Below are 23,049 nucleotides of genomic sequence, written 5' to 3' on the forward strand. Positions count from 1 at the left end.
GGACCGGCGGTGCGGCGTACCTCAGTCGCCGGAGCCGGTGCGCTCGGCGATCAGGGCCGCCGCCTCCTCGCGCAGGTCGCGGCGCAGCTCCTTCGGCAGGGAGAAGGTGATGGACTCCTCGGCCGCCTTGACGAGTTCGACGTCCGCGTAGCCGCGCTGGGCGAGCCACTCCAGGACCTGCTCGACCAGGACCTCCGGGACGGAGGCGCCGGAGGTGACGCCGACCGTGGTCACGCCCTCCAGCCAGGCCTCGTCGATCTCGTCGGCGAAGTCCACGAGGTACGCCTCGCGCGCGCCGGCGAGCTTGGCGACCTCCACCAGCCGCTTGGAGTTGGAGGAGTTGCGGGAGCCGACCACGATGACCAGCTCGGCCTCGGCGCCCATCTGCTTCACCGCGAGCTGGCGGTTCTGGGTGGCGTAGCAGATGTCGTCGCTGGGCGGGGAGATGAGCTGCGGGAACTTCTCCTTCAGCGCGTCGACGGTCTCCATGGTCTCGTCGACGGAGAGGGTGGTCTGCGACAGCCACACCACCTTCGAGGGATCGCGGACCTCGACCTTGGCGACGTCCTTCGGCCCGTCGACGAGCTGGATGTGGTCGGGGGCCTCGCCGGACGTGCCGATGACCTCTTCGTGGCCCTCGTGCCCGATCAGGAGGATGTCGTAATCCTCCTTGGCGAAGCGGACGGCTTCCTTGTGGACCTTGGTGACCAGCGGGCAGGTCGCGTCGATGGTGGCGAGCCTGCCTCGCTCGGCCTCTTCGTGGACGACGGGGGCCACGCCGTGCGCCGAGAACATGACGATGTTGCCCGGCGGGACCTCCTCCGTCTGCTCGACGAAGATGGCGCCCTTCTTCTCCAGGGTCTGCACGACGTACTTGTTGTGGACGATCTCGTGCCGGACGTACACCGGAGCGCCGTACTGCTCCAGGGCTTTCTCGACGGCGATCACGGCGCGGTCCACACCCGCGCAGTAGCCACGGGGGGCGGCGAGCAGGACACGGCGGCCAGGCGAAGCAGTCATGCACCCCATCGTAGGGGGCGTTCGGGCGGGTCAACGATCGCGTGGGTGCCGGGTGCGTGGGGAGACGGATGGTGCGCTGTGAGGGGTGGGAAACGGTGCTACGGGCGGGACCGCCACTGAGAAGCGGAGCCCTTGGTTGTCGGTGGCGGCCGTTACGCTCGGCGCATGGCTGTGAACACGTCTCCCGAATCCCCCCTGCCCGTCGGTGAGGTGTCGCGGCTCATCGGGGGGTGGATCGACCGGCTCGGGGCGGTGTGGGTCGAGGGGCAGATCACGCAGTTGTCGCGGCGGCCCGGGGCCGGCGTGGTGTTTCTGACGTTGCGGGATCCGTCGTACGACATCTCCGTCAGCGTGACCTGCTACCGGCAGGTGTTCGACGCCGTCGCCGACGTGGTGAGCGAGGGCGCCCGGGTCGTCGTACTCGCCAAGCCCGAGTGGTACGCCCCGCGCGGCCAGCTCTCCCTGCGCGCCGCCGAGATAAGGCCCGTCGGCGTCGGTGAGCTGCTCGCCCGGCTGGAGATGCTGAAGAAGGCGCTCGCCGCCGAGGGACTCTTCGCGCCGGAGCGGAAGAAGCCGCTGCCCTTCCTGCCCCAGCTCGTCGGTCTGGTCTGCGGACGGGCCTCGGCCGCCGAGCGGGACGTCCTGGAGAACGCCCGGCACCGCTGGCCCGCCGTCCGCTTCGAGGTGCGCAACGTCCCCGTGCAGGGGGTGCACGCCGTCCCGCAGGTCGTGCAGGCGGTCAAGGAGCTCGACGAGATCGACGCGGTGGATGTGATCATCGTCGCCCGTGGGGGCGGCAGCGTCGAGGATCTGCTGCCCTTCTCGGACGAGCAGCTCGTCCGGGCCGTCGCCTCCTGCCGTACGCCCGTCGTCTCCGCGATCGGCCACGAGCCCGACAACCCGCTCCTCGACTACGTCGCCGACCTGCGTGCCTCCACCCCCACCGACGCCGCGAAGAAGGTCGTACCGGATGTGGGCGAGGAGTACGAGCGGGTGCGGATGCTGCGCGACCGGGCGCGGCGGTGCGTCGAGGCGTTCGTCGAGCGTGAGGAGCGCGGGCTCGCCCATGCCCTCGCGCGGCCCGCGATAGAGGATCCGCACCGGATGATCGACGAACGCGCCGATCACGTGGCCGCGCTGCTGGACCGGAGCCGCCGCTGCCTCGGCCATCTCCTCGACCGCGCCGAGTCGGAGCTGACGCACACGCGCGCGCGTGTGGTGGCCCTCTCCCCCGCGGCGACCCTGAAGCGCGGGTATGCGGTGCTGCAGAAGGCCGACGGGCATGTGGTCCGGGACCCGGGTGAGGTGACGGCGGACGAGGCGCTGCGGGCGCGGGTCGCCGAGGGTGAGTTCTCCGTACGAGTCGACGCACGAGCCGATGCATAGGGTGGGCGAATGACCAGCAAGGTGGAAGAGGCACTGGGGTACGAGCAGGCCCGGGACGAGCTGATCGAGGTCGTACGGCGGCTGGAGGCGGGCGGTACGACGCTGGAGGAGTCCCTGGCGCTGTGGGAGCGGGGCGAGGAGCTGGCCAAGGTGTGCCGGCGCTGGCTGGACGGGGCTCGGGCGCGGCTGGACGCGGCGCTGGCCGAGGAGGCCGAGGCCGAGGCCGGGCGGGGGGACGGCGAGGGGGATTCGTAGCACCCCGTCGGGGTGAGTGTTGTGAAGCGGGTCACGACACCATTCTATTTGTTGAAGCTTGAACTTGTCTCGCGTACCGTCGACACCGTTAACCGGTCCCCGGTCCCCGGTCCGCTTACGCACGACGCACCTATCGAGAAGGTTCACGCATGTCTCTCGTCCTTGACCCCGCCGCCCAGGACCTGCTCTTCCGCGAGGCCCGTACCGCGAACGCCTTCACCGACGAGCCGGTGACCGAGGAGCAGATCCAGGCGATCTACGACCTGGTCAAGTACGGCCCCACCGCCTTCAACCAGACCCCGCTGCGCATCACCCTGGTCCGCTCCGCCGAGGCCCGTGAGCGTCTTGTGCGGCACATGGCCGAGGGCAACCAGGCCAAGACCGCCGCCGCCCCGCTGGTCGCGATCCTCTCCGCGGACAACGAGTTCCACGAGGAGCTGCCGCACCTCTTCCCGGCCTTCCCGCAGGCCAAGGACCTCTTCTTCAGCGAGCGTGCGGCCCGCGAGGGCGCCGCCGGTATGAACGCCGCCCTCCAGGCCGCGTACTTCATCGTCGGCGTGCGCGCCGCCGGTCTCGCCGCCGGCCCGATGACCGGCTTCGACTTCGAGGGCGTCCGCAAGGAGTTCCTGGACGACGACCACACCCCGCTGATGGTCGTCAACATCGGCAAGCCGGGCCCCGACGCCTGGTACCCGCGCTCCCCGCGCCTGGCGTACGACCAGGTCGTCACCACGGTCTGAACCGACTGCACCCAGACGCAGGCCCCCGGCGGCAGCGCCGGGGGCCTTCGTCATGTCGTCCCTGCGGTCACTCCGCCTTCAGGGCCTTCGCCATGCGCGTCAGCTGCTCGTACGAGCCCGTGCCCGCCACCACGGTCGTCGCGCCCTGCTCCTGGTGCACCAGCGCGTCGTACCGGCCACCCGTGTACCGCGTCCACGTCCGGTCGCCGATCTTCTGGGTGACCTTCGTCTCCCGCCCGCCCTGGGTGGCCTCGTCGATGAACGTCGACGGCTTCTCGGTCGACTGCTGAACCTGGACGTACTGCCCGTCGGGGGTGTGGAAGCCCAGATGCCAGGCGTCGAAGTCGTCGCCCTGGAAGCGGACGGAGGTCGGCTTCCAGGACTCGGGCAGGCCCTGGGGCGCGGCCACCGGGTAGGACGCCGCGCGGCGGGCCGTCAGCAGCTCGATGCGGTAGTCGACCCGCGGCAGGTCGGGAGCGCTGTCGTCATGGGGAACGAAGAGATACATGACTCCCGCCGCGAGCAGGGTCACTCCGAGGGAGAGGACCATGTTGCGGACCGACTTCTGCTTACCGTTCGTACCTGCCACGCCCCCTATCGTCGCAGGTACCCCCGCCTGCTCATCCGTGGGGCCCCCTGCTCATTCTGGCTGCCCGGGGATAGAGTCAGGGCGTCACCCTCATCCGGCCGTCGTCGTATCAGAAAGGTGCGCTCCGATGACCGAGAATCATCATTTGCCGTCCGAGCTCGAAGTACCCCGAGAAGCCCCCGACCGCAACCTCGCCCTGGAACTGGTCCGTGTGACCGAAGCGGCGGCGATGGCCGCGGGCCGCTGGGTCGGGCGCGGCGACAAGAACGGCGCCGACGGTGCCGCGGTGCGCGCCATGCGGACCCTCGTCCACACCGTGTCGATGAACGGCGTCGTCGTCATCGGTGAGGGCGAGAAGGACGAGGCGCCGATGCTCTTCAACGGGGAGCGGGTCGGCGACGGGACCGGGGCCGAGTGCGACATCGCCGTCGACCCGATCGACGGGACCACCCTGACCGCGAAGGGCATGCCCAACGCGATCTCCGTGCTGGCCGCGGCCGACCGCGGGTCCATGTTCGACCCGTCGGCCGTCTTCTACATGGACAAGCTGGTCACCGGCCCCGAAGCCGCCGACTTCGTCGACATCAACGCACCCGTGTCCGTGAACATCCGGCGGGTGGCCAAGGCCAAGCGGTCCACGCCGGAGGACGTCACCGTCGTCATCCTGGACCGGCCGCGGCACGAGGGCATCATCAAGGAGATCCGGGACGCCGGTGCGCGCATCAAGCTGATCTCCGACGGTGATGTCGCCGGCTCGATCTACGCGCTGCGTGAGGGCACCGGCGTCGACATGCTGCTCGGCATCGGCGGTACGCCGGAGGGGATCATCTCGGCCTGTGCCGTGAAGTGCCTCGGCGGAACCATCCAGGGCAAGCTGTGGCCGAAGGACGACGAGGAGCGGCAGCGGGCGATCGACGCCGGGCACGACCTGGACCGGGTGCTGCTCACCGATGACCTGGTCGCCGGGGACAACGTGTTCTTCGTCGCCACCGGCATCACCGACGGTGAGTTGCTGCGGGGCGTGCGCTACCGGTCGGAGACCGCGACGACCGACTCGATCGTGATGCGGTCGAAGTCGGGCACGGTGCGGCGGATCGATTCCGAGCACCGGCTGAGCAAGCTGCGGGCTTACAGCGCGATCGACTTCGACAGGGCGAAGTGAAATAGCGCCGACGGGCCGACAGGCCGACAGAAATGGGCGCCCCCGGTGCGGAGGGGGCGCCCTTCTTCGTCCTTAACCCGCCTGCGCTATGCGGTTCGCCGCCCGCGCCGCCTTCTTCAGTTCCATTTCGCGACGGCGGCGCCTTGCCAGGACCACTCGGCGCTCCGCCGCGGTGAGGCCGCCCCAGACGCCGTACGGCTCGGGCTGGAGCAGGGCGTGTTCACGGCACTCCACCATGACCGGGCAGCGGGCGCAGACGCGCTTGGCCGCCTCCTCGCGGGAGAGTCGGGCTGCGGTGGGCTCCTTGGAGGGGGCGAAGAACAGGCCGGCCTCGTCGCGCCGGCACACGGCTTCTGTGTGCCATGGGGCGTCTTGGTCCCTGTCTCGCACTGGCACCCGCTGGGCCGGAACGGCAGCTACCTGCAGGGACGAATGCGGCGGTTGCAGCACGGTCTACTCCTGACGACGGCTTCGCGAGCGAGAGACGATGCAGCAAGGTCTACCCGCTGTACGCGCGCCTATGCAGTCAGTTCCGAACCGCTGGATTTCGGGGGGTGCCCCGCGCCGATATACGGCTCCCTGGAAGCCCGAAAGGCCGGGTGAGAGGCGGCCCGATTCACAACCGTCAACGATCCAGATGCTTGCGCAAACTCTTGTCGGCCTTGCGCTGCACACGGTCGAGAATGTCCGCGACGAGCTTCCCGCGCTTCGGCCGGCCCTCGATGTTGCCCAGGACGGCCCAGCCGTCGACGTGGACGACCGGCGCCTCGGGGTCCTCCGCGTCGAGGGTGTCCACCTCGAAGTTGCCGAGCACACCGCCTCCCGTGCCGCGCAGCGAGACGTTCTCCGGGACGCGGACCTCGACGTTGCCGAAGACCGCGATCGCCCGGATCACGACCTGCTGGTACTCGAAGAGCGCCTCGCTGAGGTCTATCTCGACGCTGCCGAAGAGCGCGTACGCATGGATACGGCGGCCGGCGCGCCAGCGGCCCTTGCGGACGGCGCCGCTGAAGACCGCGACCACGCTCTCGTCGGGGTCGGCCGGTATCGCGACGGGTGCGGGGCGGCTGGGGGCGCGGAGGTAGGGCGCGGGCCGCTCGTGGGCGGCGGGCAGGTCCCGTATGAAGACATCCAGTTCGCCGACCGTCTTGGCGGCCAGCACGCCCTCCACGCGCTCGGCGTGCTCGTCGGCGGTGAGGCGGCCCTCGGCCAGGGCGTCGCGCAGGATGTCGGCGACCCGGTCGCGATCGGCGTCGGAGGCGCGGAGCTCGGTGGCGGCGGGCGCGGTCTGCTTCTGAAGGTCCACCGCAGCAGCGTACCGAAACACGATAGATCGCGATAGCCCCCACGCGGGTTCGTTCGGCGGTCGTCGAACTGAGCCTTACCTCACAAGCTCGCCGTCAGTGGCAGGTTCTACGCTGGTGGGCGCTGCCAATGGAGGTCAGCCGCGCTGTCTGTCGAGTGAGGAATGGGCGACATGCCTGAGTTCGCGTACACCGATCTGCTCCCCATGGGAGAGGACACCACCCCGTACCGGCTGGTGACCTCCGAGGGTGTCTCCACCTTCGAGGCCGACGGGCGGACGTTCCTCAAGGTGGAGCCCGAGGCGCTGCGCAAGCTGGCCGAGGAGGCCATCCACGACATCCAGCACTATCTGCGGCCGGCCCACCTGGCGCAGCTGCGGCGCATCATCGACGACCCCGAGGCGTCGAGCAACGACAAGTTCGTCGCCCTGGACCTGCTGAAGAACGCGAACATCGCGGCGGCGGGCGTGCTGCCGATGTGCCAGGACACCGGCACGGCGATCGTGATGGGCAAGCGCGGACAGAACGTGCTGACCGAGGGCGGGGACGAGGAGGCCCTCAGCCGCGGCGTCTACGACGCGTACACCAAGCTCAACCTCCGCTACTCGCAGATGGCTCCGCTCACCATGTGGGAGGAGAAGAACACCGGCTCGAACCTGCCGGCCCAGATCGAGCTGTACGCCACCGACGGCGGCGCCTACAAGTTCCTCTTCATGGCGAAGGGCGGCGGCTCGGCCAACAAGTCCTTCCTGTACCAGGAGACGAAGGCCGTCCTGAACGAGGCCTCCATGATGAAGTTCCTGGAGGAGAAGATCCGTTCGCTGGGTACGGCCGCCTGCCCGCCGTACCACCTGGCGATCGTCGTGGGCGGTACGTCCGCCGAGTACGCGCTGAAGACCGCGAAGTACGCCTCCGCCCACTACCTGGACGAGATCCCGGCCGAGGGCTCGCCGCTCGGGCACGGCTTCCGGGACAAGGAGCTGGAGGAGAAGGTCTTCGAGCTGACGCAGAAGATCGGGATCGGGGCGCAGTTCGGCGGCAAGTACTTCTGCCACGACGTGCGGGTGGTGCGGCTGCCGCGGCACGGTGCGTCGTGTCCCGTCGCGATCGCCGTGTCCTGCTCCGCCGACCGTCAGGCCGTCGCGAAGATCACGGCGGAGGGTGTCTTCCTGGAGCAGCTGGAGACGGACCCGGCGCGGTTCCTGCCGGAGACGACCGACGAGCACCTGGAGTCGGACGGCGACGTCGTCAAGATCGACCTCAACCAGCCGATGGACGAGATCCTCGCCGAGCTGACCAAGTACCCGGTGAAGACGCGGCTTTCGCTGACCGGGCCGCTGGTCGTGGCCCGCGACATCGCGCATGCCAAGATCAAGGAGCGGCTGGACGCGGGTGAGGAGATGCCGCAGTACCTGAAGGACCACCCGGTGTACTACGCGGGGCCGGCCAAGACGCCGGAGGGCTATGCGTCCGGTTCCTTCGGGCCCACGACCGCCGGCCGCATGGACTCCTACGTCGAGCAGTTCCAGGCGGCGGGCGGCTCCAAGGTCATGCTGGCCAAGGGCAACCGCAGCAAGCAGGTCACCGACGCGTGCAACGCCCACGGCGGGTTCTATCTGGGGTCCATCGGCGGGCCTGCGGCCCGGCTCGCCCAGGACTGCATCAAGAAGGTCGAGGTCGTCGAGTACGAGGAGCTCGGCATGGAGGCCGTGTGGAAGATCGAGGTGGAGGACTTCCCGGCGTTCATCGTGGTCGACGACAAGGGCAACGACTTCTTCCAGGATCCGGCGCCTGAGCCGACGTTCACGTCGATTCCGGTGCGGGGGCCCGGGCTGGCGTAGCACCTCGGGTGCGGCGGGACGGTTTTCGCCCCCGCCGCCCCTACCCGTCCCATCCCCCAGGGGCTCCGCCCCTGCGACCCCGCCAGGGGGCTCCGCCCCCTGGACCCCCGCTCCTCAAACGCCGGAGGGGCTGGTTTTTCAGCCCGTCCGGCGTTTGAGGACGAGGCCCCTTCAGGGCCGAAGGGGGGGTCTGGGGGTGGCAGCCCCCAGGGATGGGACGGGTAGGGGCGGCGGGGGCGAGAAAGCCTCCCCCGAGCGGACCAACCCCCGGAACAACCGCACCCACCCCCACGCTGTACCGGGTATGAGCGACTACCGCATCGAGCACGACTCCATGGGCGAGGTACGAGTCCCCGCCGAAGCGAAGTGGCGCGCCCAGACCCAGCGTGCCGTCGAGAACTTCCCCATCTCGGGCCAGCGCATCGAGCGCGCCCACATCGAGGCCCTCGCCCGCATCAAGGGCGCCGCCGCCAAGGTGAACGCGCGGCTCGGGGTGCTCGACAAGGACGTCGCCGAGGCGATCCAGGAAGCTTCCCAAGAGGTCGCCGAGGGGCGGTGGGACGAGCACTTCCCCGTCGACGTGTTCCAGACCGGGTCGGGGACCTCGTCCAACATGAACACCAACGAGGTGATCGCCACCCTCGCGAGCGAGCGCCTCGGACGGGACGTCCACCCCAACGACCACGTCAACGCGTCCCAGTCGTCCAACGACGTCTTCCCCTCCTCCATCCACATCGCCGCCACCGCCGCCGTCACCCGCGATCTCGTCCCGGCGCTGGAGCACCTCGCCGCCTCCCTGGAGCGCAAGGCCGAGGAGTTCGCCGACGTCGTGAAGTCGGGGCGGACCCATCTCATGGACGCCACGCCCGTGACGCTGGGGCAGGAGTTCGGCGGGTACGCCGCCCAGGTGCGGTACGGCGTCGAGCGGCTGGGCGCCTCGCTCCCCCGCCTCGCCGAACTCCCCCTCGGCGGTACGGCCGTCGGCACCGGCATCAACACACCTCCCGGCTTCTCCGCCGCCGTCATCGAGGAGGTGGCCCGCGCCACCGGGCTGCCGCTCACCGAGGCGCGGGACCACTTCGAGGCGCAGGGCGCGCGGGACGGCATCGTCGAGACCAGTGGGCAGCTGCGGACCATCGCCGTTGGGCTCACGAAGATCGCCAACGATCTGCGCTGGATGTCGTCCGGGCCGCGTACCGGGCTCGCCGAGATCTCCCTGCCCGATCTCCAGCCGGGGTCCTCGATCATGCCCGGCAAGGTCAACCCGGTCGTTCCGGAGGCCGTTCTCATGGTCGCCGCGCAGGTCATCGGCAACGACGCCACCGTGGCCACGGCCGGAGCGGCGGGCAACTTCGAGCTGAACGTGATGCTTCCGGTCATCGCGAAGAACGTCCTGGAGTCCATCCGGCTGCTCGCCAACGCCTCCCGGCTGCTGGCCGACCGGACCGTCGACGGCATCGTCGCCCACCGCGAACGGGCCCGGGAATACGCCGAGTCGTCGCCCTCCGTCGTCACGCCGCTCAACAAGTACATCGGGTACGAGGAGGCCGCGAAGGTCGCCAAGAAGGCTCTCGCGGAGCGGAAGACGATCCGCCAGGTCGTCCTGGAGAGCGGGTACGTGGAGCGTGGTGACCTCACGGTCGAGCAGTTGGACGCGGCCCTCGATGTCCTGCGGATGACACGGCCGTAACGAGTTCCCGCGCGGTCGGCGCTGCGGCGAGAACCATCACGGGCGCCGCAGCGTCGTATGCCTGTGGCACCTAATATCTGTTCATGGCAGACGGCGGAGCGGTGACGACGGAAGCGGAAGCGGGCGGGGCGACGGGATCCTGGGCCCCCGGGACGCAGATCCTGTGGCGGTACCGGGAGAACGCCGGCCGGCACTTCCACATCGCGCGCCCCGTCACCGTCGTACGGGACGACGAGGAGATACTCGCCGTATGGCTGGCCCCGGGGACGGAGTGCGTCAGGCCGGTGCTCGCCGACGGAACGCCCGTCCACCTGGAGCCGCTTGAGAGCCGGTACACCAAGCCGCGTTCCGTCCAGCGCGACCGGTGGTTCGGGACCGGTGTGCTGAAACTGGCGCGGCCGGGCCAGCCGTGGTCGGTGTGGTTGTTCTGGGAGCCCGGGTGGCAGTTCAAGAACTGGTACGTGAACCTTGAGGAGCCGCTGGTCCGTTGGGCGGGCGGGGTGGACTCCGAGGACCACTTCCTCGACATCTCCGTGCACCCGGACCGCAGTTGGCACTGGCGGGACGAGGACGAGTTCGCGCAGGCCACGCGGGACGGGCTGATGGACGACCGGCTCGCCGCGCGGGTGCGGGAGGCGGGGCGCGGCGCGGTGGAGGTGATCCGCGCCTGGGGCCCGCCGTTCTCGGACGGCTGGCAGCACTGGCGCCCGGACCCCTCCTGGGCTGTACCTTCTTTGCCTGAGGACTGGGACCGCACGCCCGCGCACATGTCCTCATGAGACCCTTGATGCGCCCCCGGGCAAGAAACGTAGGATCGTCCTCCGCAAGGGCGCGCAGGGGCAACTGCCGGAGTGCGCGCAGGGCTTGACCGATCGTCACCGAGGGGCGGCAGGACGTGAGCGAGGGTTACCAGGGCGATGCCGGTAGCGGCGGGCCGTCCACCGGCGGCACAGGAACTGCCTCTGGCCACGCGGGAATTCCGTTCCTGGGGCACGTATTCCGGGTATCGGAATCTCGACGGGACGAACTGCACGCATGGCGCGCAGCCCCGGACGGATGGATTCGAAAGGCGTGACGGAGCAGCCGACCTCCTTCGAGCGCCCCGAGACGGGCGTCGACCCCGCGGAGCCCCGCGGGGCGCTCGTGCGTACCTCGACACCGTCGACGACGCACTCCACGCCGCCGCACATCTCCGCCGGCGGCACCGCCTTACCCCCACAGGCACGCACCGGAGAGACCCCTTCCACGCCGGGCACCACCGCGCCGTCCGGCCCGAGCAAGGAGCCCTCAGACATCGCCGGCAACGGCCCCGAGCACTCGCAGCCCTCCGTCGCCGCCGAGCCCGACACCCACCGGCCGCGGCCCGTTCCGGAGGCCATCCCGCCCCAGCCGGGCGCTGAGCCGCCGCAGACGTCCGCCGAGCGGCGCACCGGGCAGGGGCTGCCGCCGGGGCGGCCCACGCCGATGCGGCGGGACGGCGACCGGCTGCGCTTCGTGGGCGCCGCCACCCGGCGCATCGCCCGCGGCATCGACCTGGACGAGATCGTGATGGGGCTGTGCCGGGCGACCGTGCCGACCTTCTCCGACGCGATCCTCGTCTATCTGCGCGACCCGCTGCCGGTCGGCGACGAGCGGCCGACCGGGCCCGTCGTGCTGCGGCTGCGCCGCACCGACCGCATCCCGGAGGAGCGGGACACCGAGGGCGGCTTCATGGCTGCACAGCAGCAGCCGGAGCCGACCGAGCTGTCCGAACTGTCCAGCCTCACCGCCGAACTGTGCGAGGTGCGGCCCGGCGGCGCGCTCGCCGAGGTGCTGCGCGGCGTACGGCCGGTCTTCGCCGACGCGCCCGCCGCCCGCGCCGCCCTGCCGGAACTCCTCGGCGAGGACGGCGAGTCGATCATCCCCGACGGTCAGCGCGCGATCCTCGCCCCGCTGCGTGGCCGCCGCCGAGTCATCGGCGCCGCGGTGTTCCTGCGCCGCCCGGACCGTCTGGCCTTCGAGCCGGACGACCTCCTGGTCGCCGCCCAGCTCGCCACGCACAGCGCGCTCGGCATCGACAAGGCGGTGCTGTACGGCCGTGAGGCGTACATCGCCGACGAGTTGCAGCGGACGATGCTGCCGGAGACGCTGCCGCGTCCGACCGGCGTACGGCTCGCCTCGCGCTACCTCCCGGCCGCCGAGACCGCGCGGGTGGGCGGTGACTGGTACGACGCCATCCCTCTGCCGGGCAGCCGGGTCGCCCTGGTGGTCGGTGACGTCATGGGCCACTCCATGACGTCGGCGGCGATCATGGGCCAGCTGCGCACCACGGCCCAGACCCTCGCCGGGCTCGATCTGCCCCCGCAGGAGGTCCTGCACCACCTCGACGAGCAGGCCCAGCGGCTGGGCACCGACCGCATGGCGACCTGCCTGTACGCCGTCTACGACCCCGTCTCGCACCGCATCACCATCGCCAACGCCGGCCATCCGCCGCCCGTTCTGCTGCACCTGGGCGGCCGGGCGGAGGTGCTGCGGGTGCCGGCGGGCGCGCCGATCGGCGTGGGCGGCGTCGACTTCGAGGCCGTGGAGCTGGACGCGCCGGCCGGGGCGACCCTGCTCCTCTACACCGACGGCCTGGTCGAGTCCCGGCTGCGCGACGTCTGGACCGGCATAGAGCAGCTGCGCGAGAAGCTGGCCGCCACCGCCCAGCTCACCGGACCCGACCATCCGCCGCCCCTGGAAGCCCTCTGCGACGAGGTGCTGGACATGCTCGGCCCGGGCGACCGGGACGACGACATTGCGCTGCTCGCCGCCCGCTTCGACGGGATCGCGCCGAGCGACGTGGCGTACTGGTTCCTGGAGCCGGAGGACGCGGCGCCGGGCCGGGCCCGCCGGCTGGCCCGGCGTGCCCTGGCCCGCTGGGGTCTGGAGGAACTCACCGACTCGGTCGAGCTGCTGGTCAGCGAGGTCGTGACCAACGCCGTCCGCTACGCCTCCCGCCCGGTGACCCTGCGTCTGCTGCGCACCGACGTCCTGCGCTGCGAGGTCGGCGACGACGTGCCCCAGCTGCCGCGGCTGCGGCAGGCGAGGGCCACCGACGAGGGCGGCCGGGGCCTGTACCTGGTGAACCGGCTGGCCCGGCGGTGGGGCGCGACACGGCTGAGCACCGGCAAGGTGGTCTGGTTCGAGCTGAACCGGAGCTGAGCACGCACCCGGCGAGGGCCGGTTCCCGGTTGCGGGGACCGGCCCTCGCCAGCCCGTCGGACGACGTGGCCGGTTCAGAACTCGTGGCCGGTGACGACCGCGTTGCCGAACACGTCGTACACCGACACCCGGCCCTGTTCCGCGGCCTTCCAGTCGGCAAAGGCCCGGGCGACGGCCTGCGCGGCCGCCAGCGGGTCCTTCACCTGGGTCTTCCCGCCGTTGATGTCCGTGGAGACGTAGGCGTCACCGGTGGGCTCGTCCCCCTCACCGAGGACCCGGACGACCCGCCGCACCGCGCTCTTCTCCTGCGCGTCCCCGTGCTCGGCCACCCAGTCCCGGAACTCCTGCGCGGTCTTCTTCGACCGCGCCTCGTCCGGGTCCGCCGGCAGGGTCTCCAGCACCGCGTTCCTGTCCGGCTTCGCGCTGTCCTCGGTGGTGCAGGCGGCAGTTGCGGCAAGCATGACGGCGCCGAGCACGAGTGCGGCTGCTCGTAACACGAAATCCCCCTGACGAATCAGTCGATCATTGCGATCGTCCGATCGTACGAGAAGGGCGCCCGGCCTGCCGCCGGGCGCCCTTCTCACCGCTGCTGACCGTTGCCGGGTCTGACCGGGTCCAACGTGGGGTCGTCCGTCGGCTGGGCCGTCGGATCCAGCGTCGGTTCCTCGGTCGTCGGCGTCTCCGAAGGCTCCTCGGTGGTAGGCGTCTCCGAAGGCTCCTCGGTGGTAGGCGTCTCGGAAGGCTCCTCGGTCGTCGGCTCCTCCGTCGGCTCCTTCGTCGTCGGCGTCGGAGTCGGCGTCGGCGTCCAGGTCGGCTGGACGGCGGCGCCCTGGTCGGTGTCCAGGTCGAACTCGGCGTCCCCGTTGGTCACGCCGAACATGTACGCCGCCCAGATCTCCGCCGGGAAGCCACCGCCGTTGACGCGTTCCTCGCCGCCGGCGCCGTACATCTTGGTCTGGGCGCGGGTCTTCTCGTCCTCGCCGAACAGGCCCACCGAGGTGACCAGGTCGGGTGTGTAGCCGGTGAACCAGGCCGACTTGTTGTCGTCGGACGTACCCGTCTTGCCGGCCACCTTCTGACCGTCCCGCTTGGGGTTGTTCGCCACGGCCTGCTGGGCCGTACCGTCGTCGACCACGCCCGTCAGCACCGAGGTCACGCTGTCCGCGGCCTCGCGGCTGATGACCTGCTCGCCGATCGGGTCGGGCATCGTGACCGCCTTGCTGTTGTGCTCGGCGGTCTTGATGATGCTCGGGGTGACCTGCTTGCCGTGGTTGTCGAGGGTGGCGTACACCCCGGCCATCTGCAGCGGGCTCGCGCCCATGGTGCCCAGGGTCTGCGCGGGTACGGCCTGCAGGTTGGTGGTGTCCATGCCGAGCTTGCCGGCCACGTCCAGGACGTTCTTCATGCCGACGTCGACGCCCATCTGCGCGAAGACGGAGTTCACGGACTTGTTCATCGCCGTCTGGACGGTGATGTCGCCGTAGTTGCGGTCGTCCTCGTTCTCGGGGGCGAACCCGACCTTGCTGCCGTTGTCCACCACCGGCCGCTTGCTGGTGCCGTCGTAGATGGTGTTCGCGGTGATCGGCTTGCCGTCCTGGGTCTGGGCGTTCTCCTCCAGGGCGGCGGCGAGGATCACCGGCTTGAACGTCGAGGCGGGCTGGTAGTCGGCGCGGGTCGCGTTGCTCGTGTAGTGCTTGAAGTAGTCCACGCCGCCGTACAGGGCGACGACCTTGCCCGTCTTGGGGTCGACGGAGACCGCGCCGGCCTGGACGTTGGCGTCGACCTTGCGCTTCTTCGGGTCGAGCTTGCTGGTCAGCTGGGCCTTCACGGCCTTCTCCAGCTGGGCCTGCTTCTTCTTGTCGATGTTCAGGGTGATGGTCCAGCCCTGGTCGACGACCTCGGCCTCGGCCTGGGAGCGCGGGATGCCCTCCTGCTTCACCAGCTGGTCGATGAGCTGCTGGTTGGCGAGCTCGACCAGATAGCCCTTCTGGCCGGCCAGGCCGGCGGTGGGCTTCGGCTCCAGCGGCGGCCGGAACCGCATGGCCTGGCGGCTGGCCTTGTCGAGCCAGCCCTCCTCGACCATGTTGTCCAGGACGTAGTTCCAGCGGGCCTCCACCAGGCGCTTGCCGGTGTCGGACGCGGCGTGCCAGTCGTACTGACTCGGCGCCTGGAGCAGCGCGGCGAGGTACGCGCCCTGCGCGACACTCAGCTTCTCGGCGTCGACGCGGTAGTAGGCCTGGGCGGCGGCCTGGATGCCGTAGGCGCCGCGGCCGTAGTAGCTGGTGTTGATGTAACCGGCGAGGATGTCGTCCTTGGACATCTGCCGGTCCACCTTCAAGGAGATGACCATCTCCTTGAGCTTGCGGCTGATGGTCTGTTCCTGGCTGAGGTAGTAGTTCTTGACGTACTGCTGGGTGATCGTCGAACCACCCTGCGCGCCCTTGCCCATCAGCGTGTTGAGCAGACCGCGGGCCGTGCCCTTCAGGTCGATGCCGCTGTCGTGGTAGAAGCTCTTGTTCTCCGCCGCGACGAAGGTGTACCGGACCTTCTTCGGCACCTTGGACAGGTCCACGATCTCGCGGTTGACCTTGCCGTCACGGGCCAGGACCGCGCCGTCGCTGTACTTGTAGACGTTGCTCTGGCGCTGGGCGGCCTGGGCGGCCGCGTTGTTGTCGGGCACGTCCACGTACAGGTAGAGCGCGATGAAGCCGCCGATGCCCAGAAGGCAGACGCCCAGGAACGTGCCGAGGATCTTCTTCCAGGTGAAGAGCCGGCGTATCCGCCCCTTGCCGTCGCCTCCCTTGCCGCCGCCCTTGGCCGCACGGCGGGCCGCGGCCCGGCCTCCCGTGACGGGCGGGCCCACCACGGTGGGCGCGTCACCGCCCACGGCGGCCGACGGCGCCGCGGACGAACGCCGGGGCGCCGCGCGGCGGCCACCACGCTGCCGCGCTCGTCTCTCTTCCGCTCGTCCCATGGGTCCGTTCAGCTCCGCTTCGCTCTTGTGTGCGCTCCCGCCACACTGGTTCGCCGCTCAGGTCAGCTCAGAAAGCTAACACCGGAAGTTGTGACAAAGGACTGCCGATCCGGGCTTTTACGGACGTGACAATCAGCACCTGTCCCATCGGAACCGACGGCTGAGGGCTGCATAGGGTTGCTCGCCCGGGGTAAAGTGATATCACTTAGATAGTACGAAGCTAGGGGAAGCCGCCCGCGGCGTCGTGGATTAAGGCTTCGTGGATTAAGGCTTCATGGATGAAGGCTTCGTGGACGAAGTAGATGAAGTGGATGAAACGGGGGAATCGCCCATGTCTGCCGACCGCACGACCATCACCGCCGACCTGCCCGACCTGCCCGCACCACGCGTGCGCGAGTTCACGGCCCACAGCATCGGCGGCGGCCTCGCCCTGCTGCTGGGACTCGTCGGACTGCTGCTCGGCGCGGGGCTGATCGCGAGCGCCACGGCCGTCTCCGGGGCCGGCGGCAAGGCGGCGCTGATCATCACCGGCATCCTGGTCGGCACAGCCGCCCTCCTGGCCATGTCCGGGCTGAACATGGTCGCGCCGGGCGAGGCGCGGGTCGTCCAGCTCTTCGGGCGGTACCGGGGGACGATCCGGCAGGACGGGCTGCGCTGGGTGAACCCCTTCACGTCCCGTACGAAGATCTCGACCCGGGTCCGCAACCACGAGACGGCGGTCCTGAAGGTCAACGACGCCTACGGCAACCCGATCGAGCTCGCCGCGGTGGTGGTGTGGAAGGTCGAGGACACCGCACAGGCCACGTTCGAGGTGGACGACTTCCTGGAGTTCGTGTCCACCCAGACCGAGGCGGCCGTGCGGCACATCGCCATCGAGTACCCGTACGACGCCCATGACGAGGCCGGCCTCTCGCTGCGCGGCAACGCCGAGGAGATCACCGAGAAGCTCGCCGCCGAACTGCACGCGCGCGTGGAGGCGGCCGGGGTGCAGATCATCGAGTCGCGCTTCACGCATCTCGCGTACGCTCCCGAGATCGCCTCCGCGATGCTGCAACGGCAGCAGGCCGGGGCGGTCGTCGCGGCGCGGCGGCAGATCGTCGACGGAGCGGTGGGCATGGTGGAGGCGGCGCTCGCGCGGATCTCCGAGCAGGGCATCGTGGAGCTGGACGAGGAGCGGAAGGCGGCGATGGTGTCGAACCTGATGGTGGTGCTGTGCGGTGACAGGTCCCCGCAGCCCGTCCTCAACACCGGGACGCTCTACCAGTGACGGATCCCGCCGGGGGTGCGGCCCCGCAGCGCCGGCCGCAGCAGCGCAAGCAGGTGCTGCTGCGGCTCGACCCGTCCGTGTACGAGGCGCTGGCCCGGTGGGCGAGCGACGACCTGCGGTCGGCCAACGCACAGATCGAGTTCCTGCTGCGGCGCGCGCTCGCGGAGGCGGGGCGGCTGCCGGGCGAGGCCAAGCCGATTCCACGCCGCGGCCGACCTCCCGCGAACCCCTCCGGGTCCCAGTAGCAGAACCGTGACAATCGGCCCCCACCAGGGCCGACACACCCACCGCCAGGGCGTGCGCACTCGGTGTATACACGGGGCGTATACACCCCGTGTAGAGTCCTCGGCATGTCCATCGGTCACACCCTTCTAGGGCTCCTGGAGTCGGGCCCCCGCCACGGTTACGACCTGAAGCGGGCCTTCGACGAGAAGTTCGGTCACGACCGGCCGCTGCACTACGGCCAGGTCTACTCGACGATGTCCCGCCTGCTGAAGAACGGGCTCGTCGAGGTCGACGGGATCGAGCCGGGCGGCGGCCCCGAGCGGAAGCGGTACGCGATCACCGACGCCGGGATCACCGACGTGCAGCGCTGGCTCGCGACGCCCGAGAAGCCCGAGCCGTATCTGCAGTCGACCCTCTACACGAAGGTCGTCCTCGCGCTGCTCACCCGGCGCGACGCCGCCGACATCCTCGACACCCAGCGCGCCGAGCATCTGCGCATGATGCGGATCCTCACCGACCGCAAGCGCAAGGGCGACCTGGCCGACCAGCTGATCTGCGACCACGCCCTGTTCCACCTGGAGGCCGATCTGCGCTGGCTGGAGCTCACCGCCGCGCGCCTCGACAAGCTGGCGGAGGTGGTGGCCAAGTGACCGCGCCTCCCGGTTCCCTGCTCGCGGCCGAAGAGCTGCGCAAGGCCTACGGCCCGACCGTCGCGCTGGACGGCGCCGAGTTCTCCATCCACCCCGGCGAGGTCGTCGCCGTGATGGGGCCCTCGGGCTCCGGCAAGTCGACGTTGCTGCACTGTCTCGCCGGGATCGTGCCGCCCGACTCGGGCTCCATCACCTACAACGGGCGCGAGCTCGCCACCATGAACGACGCCCAGCGCAGTGCGCTCAGACGCTCCGAGTTCGGATTCGTCTTCCAGTTCGGGCAGCTGGTGCCCGAGCTGACGTGCGTCGAGAACGTCGCCCTGCCGCTGCGGCTGAACGGCGTCTCCCGCAAGGAGGCCGAGAAGGCCGCCCTGTCCTGGATGGAGCGGCTGGAGGTCGACGACCTCAGGAAGAAGCGGCCCGGTGAGGTCTCCGGCGGTCAGGGGCAGCGTGTCGCCGTCGCCCGCGCGCTGGTCACCAACCCGCGTGTGCTCTTCGCCGACGAGCCGACCGGCGCGCTCGACTCCCTCAACGGCGAGCGCGTGATGGAACTGCTGACGGATGCCGCCCGGTCGACCAACGCCGCCGTCGTCCTCGTCACGCACGAGGCGCGGGTCGCCGCCTACTCCGACCGCGAGATCGTCGTACGGGACGGCAAGTCCCGGGACATGGAGCGCGTCGTATGAACCTGGGTCAGTGGGCCAAGGATCTGGCCATGGGGGTCCGGTTCGCCTTCGCCGGCGGACGCGAGGGCTGGGTTCGGGCCCTGCTGACGGCCGTCGGGGTCGGCCTCGGGGTGGCGCTGCTGCTGCTGACGACCGCGATCCCGAACGCGCTGGCGGTGCGCCACGACCGGGAGGCGGCGCGCACCGACATCACCTACGGCGACACCACGCTGAAGAAGGGCGACGACACCCTGGTGGTCGCGGACGCCGGTACGTCCTTCCGCGACCAGGACGTCCGCGGGCGGGCACTGGAACCCGAGGGGCCGCGGGCACCGCTGCCCCCAGGGGTGCGGGAGTTGCCCGCGGTGGGCGAGATGGTCGTCTCCCCCGCGCTGAAGCGGCTGCTGGAGTCGGACGACGGGAAGCTGCTGCGGGAGCGGCTGCCGGACCGGATCGTCGGGACCATCGGCGAGGAGGGGCTGATCGGCTCGACCGAGCTCGCCTTCTACCGGGGCGGCGAGGGTCTCGCGCCGAAGGTCGACGACGGCCCGGTGACCCGTATCGACCGGTTCGGGGATCCGAACCCGACGTCGTCCGAGCGGATGGACCCGATCCTGCTGCTGCTCATCCTCGTCGTCTTCGTGGTGCTGCTGACCCCGGTCGCCGTGTTCATCGCCGCGGCCGTACGGTTCGGCGGCGAGCGGCGGGACCGGCGGCTGGCGGCGCTCCGGCTGGTCGGCTCCGACGGTCGGATGACCCGGCGGGTGGCCGCGGGCGAAGCGATGGCGGGCGCGGCGCTGGGGCTGGTCTTCGGCACCGTCTTCTTCCTGGTCGGCCGTCAGATCGCCGGTTCGGTCGAGGCCTTCGGGTACAGCGTGTTCCCCAGCTATCTGAACCCCTCGCCCCTGCTGGCGCTGCTGGTCGCCGTCGCGGTCCCGGCCGCCGCCGTGCTGGTCACCCAGTTCGCGCTGCGCGGTGTGGTGATCGAGCCGCTCGGTGTGGTGCGTACGGCCAAGCCCTCGCGGCGCCGGCTGTGGTGGCGGCTGCTGATGCCGCTGGCCGGACTGGCGATGCTCTACACCATGGTCGGGCAGGGCCGGGACGGAGGCGAGTTCAACCAGTACCTCGTCATCGGGGGCGTCATGCTGCTGCTGGTCGGTGTGACCGCGCTGCTGCCCTGGATCGTCGAAGCGGTCGTCGCCCGGCTCGGCTCGGGCGGGGTGGCCTGGCAACTGGCCGTGCGCAGGCTGCAGCTGAGCAGCGGCACGGCGGCCCGCATGGTCAACGGCATCGCGGTCGCGGTGGCCGGGGCGATCGCCCTGCAGATGCTGTTCTCCGGCGTCGCGGGCGACTACACCGAGAGCACGGGCCAGGACGTGTCCCGCGTCCAGATGCAGGTGCATGTGCCGCAGGGAGTGCCACTCGACTCGGTCAAGGAGAAGCTCGCCGGGACCAAGGGCGTGGACAGGGTCTTCGGCTACTCCGAGGGATACGTCGGCGACCGGGCCCATGAGGCCGACCACTTCACGCAGGTGACGGTCGGAGACTGCGCGTCGCTGCGCGAGGTGGCGTCGCTGCCGTCGTGCCGCGAGGGCGACGCCTTCGTGGCCACGGGCGGCGAGTACGACGAGGACGGGGCCCAGCTCGCCAAGCCCGGCCGGACGGTGTACTTCGACCCGTCCTCCGAGTACGAGAAGACGACGCCGGTCGCCTGGACCGTGCCGCAGAACCTGAAGGAGGCCCCCTCGGTCAAGGACCCGACCGGCTTCAAGCGCGGCGGTTTGCTGCTGACCCCGAGCGCCCTGTCCGAGCGGGCGGCGCAGGCGGTGGCCGGAGAGGTCTATCTGCGGCTCGACGAGTCCGTACCGGACGTGCGCGAGTACGTGCGGAACACGGCGGCGCGGATCGATCCCTTCGCCGACCCGATGGTGTGGACCTCCACCGAGCGGTCCGACCAGTTCACCGCCATCCGCACCGGCCTGTTCATCGGCGCCACCTGTGTGCTGGTGCTGATCGGCGCGAGTCTGCTGGTGTCGCAGCTGGAGCAGCTGCGCGAGCGCAAGAAGCTGCTGTCGTCCCTGGTCGCCTTCGGCACCCGGCGCAGCACGCTGAGCCTGTCGGTGCTCTGGCAGACGGCGATCCCGATCGGCCTGGGACTGCTGCTGGCGTCGGTGGGGGGCATGGCGCTGGGCGCGGTCCTGCTGCGCATGACGGACACGCCGGTCCAGGTGGACTGGGCGAGCGTGCTGTCGATGACCGGTGTCGGCGCCGCGGTCGTCCTCGCGGTGACGCTGCTCAGCCTGCCGCCCCTGCTGCGCCTGATGCGCCCGGACGGCCTGCGCACGGAGTGAACACCCGGGGGCCGACACTCAGGCGTCGGCCCCCCCCAATCCCCGGCCGCGCAAGGCCCGCACGGCCGCACGGCCGCATGCAGGGCAGCGGCCAGCCCCTGCTACTCCCCCGGTGAGAAGCCGGCTTGAGGGCGATAAGCGGCAGCAAGTGCAGCCAAGGCCACCCGCGACAAGCCGCACCAACGTCGACAGCCCCCGCAGCCGTGACGGCCACCGGCGCATCCCCGCGACCCGCCCCGACAGACCAGCCGGACGACCTGCGCACCAGGTGAACCACCGCGGACCGGCACTCAGGCACCGCCCCCAACACCCGCACAGACAAAGCCCGCAACGCCTCACGCAAGGCACCCGCCAACCCCGCCCACTCCCCCGCCCCCCTGGCGAGGGCCACGCGCCGGTGGAAGCCGGGTCCACGAAGTAACCGACAGTGACCCACCGAGGGCCCGCCACGGCAGGGGCCGCCACAGACCGACAGCCGGCCCACACCCGGCTCGCCGCCCTCAGACACCGCCCCCCAACACCCGCACAGGCAAAGCCCGCAACGCCTCACGCAAGGCACCCGCCAACCCCTCCCACTCCCCGCCACACGACCACCCCCGCCCCCCTGGCGAGGGCCACGCGCCAGCGGAAGCCGGGTCCACGAAGTAACCGACAGTGACCCACCGAGGGCCCGCCACGGCAGGGGCCACCACAGACCGACAGCCGGCCCACACCCGGCTCGCCGCCCTCAGACACCGCCCCCCAACACCCGCACAGGCAAAGCCCGCAACGCCTCACGCAAGGCACCCGCCAGCTCCTCGTACTCCCCGCCGCGCGCCGCCCCGGTCCGCATGCCGAGGGCGATGCGGCGGGTGGGGGCCGGGTCGGCGAAGTAGCCGGTGAGGAGCTGGCTGCTGCGGGTCGTCTCCAGCCTGAGGGCGGTGCGCGGCAGCAGGGTGCAGCCCAGGCCGCCCGCGACGAGCTGGACGAGGGTGGACAGTCCGGCGGCCGTCGTGGTCACCGGCGCGTCCGCGCGGCCCGCCTCCCGGCAGATGTCGAGCGCCTGGTCGCGCAGGCAGTGCCCCTCGTCCAGGAGCAGCAGGTTCAGCTCCTTCAGGGCCTCGCGCGGGATGCCCTCCCGGCCGCCCAGCCAGTGGTCCAGCGGGGTGACCAGCACGAAGTCCTCGTCGAAGAGGGGCAGTTCGACGACACCGGGCACGCCGAGGGGGACGGCGAGCAGGAGCAGGTCCAGGCGGCCGTGGGTGAGCCCCTCGACGAGGCTGGCGGTCTGCTCCTCGTGCACCTGGAGGTCGAGGTGCGGATAGCGGTCGTGGACGAGGCGCAGGACGGTGGGCAGGAGGTAGGGGGCGACGGTGGGGATGACACCGAGCCGGAGGGCACCGGTGAACGGGGCCCGGACCGCCTCCGCCTCCTCCATCAGCGCCCCGACCGCCACCAGTACCGCCTTCGCCCGTACGGCCAGCCGCTCGCCGGCCGGCGAGAGCAGCACCTTGCGGGTCGTACGCTCCAGGAGCGTCACCCCGAGGGCCTCCTCCAGGGCGGACACGGCACCCGACAGCGCGGGCTGGCTCATGCCGATCGCGGCGGCCGCGTCCCGGAAGTGGAGGTGCTCGGCGACGGCGGCGAAGGCCCGCAGCTGGGCGAGGCTGGGCTGGCGCTTCTTGCCCGAGGTCATCTCTTGCCCACGATCATCAATAGGTACCTCCGATCAACCTGACCGAGTGTAGCTATTTCCCGTATCAATGCA

The 23,049-nt window shown here is 70.6% G+C and carries 20 protein-coding genes; 13 read left to right on the forward strand and 7 right to left on the reverse strand.

Annotated elements, in window-relative coordinates; genetic code table 11:
* Window positions 1-21 precede the first annotated feature (21 nt).
* On the reverse strand, window positions 22-1,029 hold the full coding sequence (locus AQI70_RS17155) for a 4-hydroxy-3-methylbut-2-enyl diphosphate reductase (protein WP_107117015.1): 1,008 nt from the start codon (window positions 1,027-1,029) through the stop codon (window positions 22-24).
* A 156-nt stretch (window positions 1,030-1,185) separates the two neighbouring features.
* On the opposite strand from AQI70_RS17155, the gene xseA reads away from it, so the two are divergent.
* The 3 genes from xseA (at window position 1,186) to AQI70_RS17170 (ending at window position 3,401) form a co-directional block, all read left to right on the forward strand.
* Window positions 1,186-2,406, forward strand: a complete 1,221-nt coding sequence (gene xseA, locus AQI70_RS17160; protein ID WP_062150387.1) for an exodeoxyribonuclease VII large subunit — start codon at window positions 1,186-1,188, stop codon at window positions 2,404-2,406.
* A 9-nt stretch (window positions 2,407-2,415) separates the two neighbouring features.
* On the forward strand, window positions 2,416-2,661 hold the full coding sequence (locus AQI70_RS17165) for an exodeoxyribonuclease VII small subunit (protein WP_062150394.1): 246 nt from the start codon (window positions 2,416-2,418) through the stop codon (window positions 2,659-2,661).
* A gap of 149 nt (window positions 2,662-2,810) precedes the next feature.
* Window positions 2,811-3,401, forward strand: coding sequence for a malonic semialdehyde reductase (locus AQI70_RS17170; RefSeq protein WP_003998261.1), 591 nt, complete (start codon window positions 2,811-2,813; stop codon window positions 3,399-3,401).
* A gap of 67 nt (window positions 3,402-3,468) precedes the next feature.
* Here the strand turns inward: AQI70_RS17170 and AQI70_RS17175 are convergent, their stop codons facing one another.
* Window positions 3,469-3,990, reverse strand: coding sequence for a DUF4245 domain-containing protein (locus tag AQI70_RS17175; protein WP_062150397.1), 522 nt, complete (start codon window positions 3,988-3,990; stop codon window positions 3,469-3,471).
* 127 nt (window positions 3,991-4,117) lie between these two features.
* Between AQI70_RS17175 and glpX the strand changes: the two genes are divergently transcribed.
* The gene (glpX, locus tag AQI70_RS17180) at window positions 4,118-5,152 is read left to right on the forward strand and encodes a class II fructose-bisphosphatase (protein ID WP_062150399.1); all 1,035 of its coding nucleotides are present in this window, start codon (window positions 4,118-4,120) and stop codon (window positions 5,150-5,152) included.
* Window positions 5,153-5,224: 72 nt separating this feature from the next.
* Here the strand turns inward: glpX and AQI70_RS17185 are convergent, their stop codons facing one another.
* Together AQI70_RS17185 and AQI70_RS17190 are read right to left on the reverse strand one after the other, a co-directional pair.
* On the reverse strand, window positions 5,225-5,602 hold the full coding sequence (locus tag AQI70_RS17185) for a WhiB family transcriptional regulator (protein ID WP_078504059.1): 378 nt from the start codon (window positions 5,600-5,602) through the stop codon (window positions 5,225-5,227).
* Window positions 5,603-5,777: 175 nt separating this feature from the next.
* Window positions 5,778-6,458: a DUF1707 SHOCT-like domain-containing protein gene (locus AQI70_RS17190; RefSeq protein WP_062150402.1), complete on the reverse strand. Its 681-nt coding sequence runs from the start codon at window positions 6,456-6,458 to the stop codon at window positions 5,778-5,780.
* Between the two features lie 162 nt (window positions 6,459-6,620).
* Here AQI70_RS17190 and AQI70_RS17195 point away from each other — a divergent pair, with 162 nt between their 5' ends.
* The 4 genes from AQI70_RS17195 (at window position 6,621) to AQI70_RS17210 (ending at window position 13,170) form a co-directional block, all read left to right on the forward strand.
* Entirely contained in the window at window positions 6,621-8,297 is a 1,677-nt protein-coding gene (locus AQI70_RS17195) for a fumarate hydratase (RefSeq protein ID WP_107117016.1), read from the forward strand.
* 304 nt (window positions 8,298-8,601) lie between these two features.
* The gene (locus AQI70_RS17200; RefSeq protein WP_062150405.1) at window positions 8,602-9,987 is read left to right on the forward strand and encodes a class II fumarate hydratase; all 1,386 of its coding nucleotides are present in this window, start codon (window positions 8,602-8,604) and stop codon (window positions 9,985-9,987) included.
* Window positions 9,988-10,070: 83 nt separating this feature from the next.
* Window positions 10,071-10,766 carry a cytidylyl-2-hydroxypropylphosphonate hydrolase gene (fomD, locus tag AQI70_RS17205; protein ID WP_062150408.1) on the forward strand — a complete coding sequence of 232 codons (696 nt, stop codon included), beginning with the start codon at window positions 10,071-10,073 and terminating at the stop codon, window positions 10,764-10,766.
* A gap of 277 nt (window positions 10,767-11,043) precedes the next feature.
* The gene (locus AQI70_RS17210; protein WP_208607386.1) at window positions 11,044-13,170 is read left to right on the forward strand and encodes an ATP-binding SpoIIE family protein phosphatase; all 2,127 of its coding nucleotides are present in this window, start codon (window positions 11,044-11,046) and stop codon (window positions 13,168-13,170) included.
* 74 nt (window positions 13,171-13,244) lie between these two features.
* Here the strand turns inward: AQI70_RS17210 and AQI70_RS17215 are convergent, their stop codons facing one another.
* Together AQI70_RS17215 and AQI70_RS17220 are read right to left on the reverse strand one after the other, a co-directional pair.
* The gene (locus tag AQI70_RS17215; RefSeq protein ID WP_062150416.1) at window positions 13,245-13,667 is read right to left on the reverse strand and encodes a hypothetical protein; all 423 of its coding nucleotides are present in this window, start codon (window positions 13,665-13,667) and stop codon (window positions 13,245-13,247) included.
* Between the two features lie 83 nt (window positions 13,668-13,750).
* Entirely contained in the window at window positions 13,751-16,144 is a 2,394-nt protein-coding gene (locus tag AQI70_RS17220; RefSeq protein ID WP_062150419.1) for a transglycosylase domain-containing protein, read from the reverse strand.
* A 331-nt stretch (window positions 16,145-16,475) separates the two neighbouring features.
* Here AQI70_RS17220 and AQI70_RS17225 point away from each other — a divergent pair, with 331 nt between their 5' ends.
* The 5 genes from AQI70_RS17225 (at window position 16,476) to AQI70_RS17245 (ending at window position 21,302) form a co-directional block, all read left to right on the forward strand.
* On the forward strand, window positions 16,476-17,411 hold the full coding sequence (locus AQI70_RS17225) for an SPFH domain-containing protein (protein WP_062150421.1): 936 nt from the start codon (window positions 16,476-16,478) through the stop codon (window positions 17,409-17,411).
* Entirely contained in the window at window positions 17,408-17,656 is a 249-nt protein-coding gene (locus tag AQI70_RS17230; RefSeq protein ID WP_003998274.1) for a type II toxin-antitoxin system antitoxin, read from the forward strand. The genes AQI70_RS17225 and AQI70_RS17230 overlap by 4 nt, the downstream gene beginning before the upstream one ends.
* 105 nt (window positions 17,657-17,761) lie before the next feature.
* Window positions 17,762-18,286: a PadR family transcriptional regulator gene (locus AQI70_RS17235; protein ID WP_062150424.1), complete on the forward strand. Its 525-nt coding sequence runs from the start codon at window positions 17,762-17,764 to the stop codon at window positions 18,284-18,286.
* A complete protein-coding gene (locus tag AQI70_RS17240; protein WP_062150428.1) occupies window positions 18,283-18,972 on the forward strand; it encodes an ABC transporter ATP-binding protein in 690 nt (229 codons plus the stop codon). Before AQI70_RS17235 ends, AQI70_RS17240 begins: the two co-directional genes overlap by 4 nt.
* Window positions 18,969-21,302 (forward strand): ABC transporter permease, encoded by a 2,334-nt coding sequence (locus AQI70_RS17245; RefSeq protein WP_062150431.1) that lies wholly within the window; start codon window positions 18,969-18,971, stop codon window positions 21,300-21,302. Before AQI70_RS17240 ends, AQI70_RS17245 begins: the two co-directional genes overlap by 4 nt.
* Window positions 21,303-22,029: 727 nt before the next feature.
* Here AQI70_RS17245 and AQI70_RS17250 read toward each other — a convergent pair.
* Entirely contained in the window at window positions 22,030-22,977 is a 948-nt protein-coding gene (locus AQI70_RS17250; RefSeq protein WP_062150434.1) for a LysR substrate-binding domain-containing protein, read from the reverse strand.
* Window positions 22,978-23,049: the final 72 nt, after the last annotated feature.

The organism is Streptomyces curacoi (assembly GCF_001513975.1).
In the GTDB taxonomy this organism is placed as follows: Bacteria; Actinomycetota; Actinomycetes; order Streptomycetales; family Streptomycetaceae; genus Streptomyces; species Streptomyces curacoi.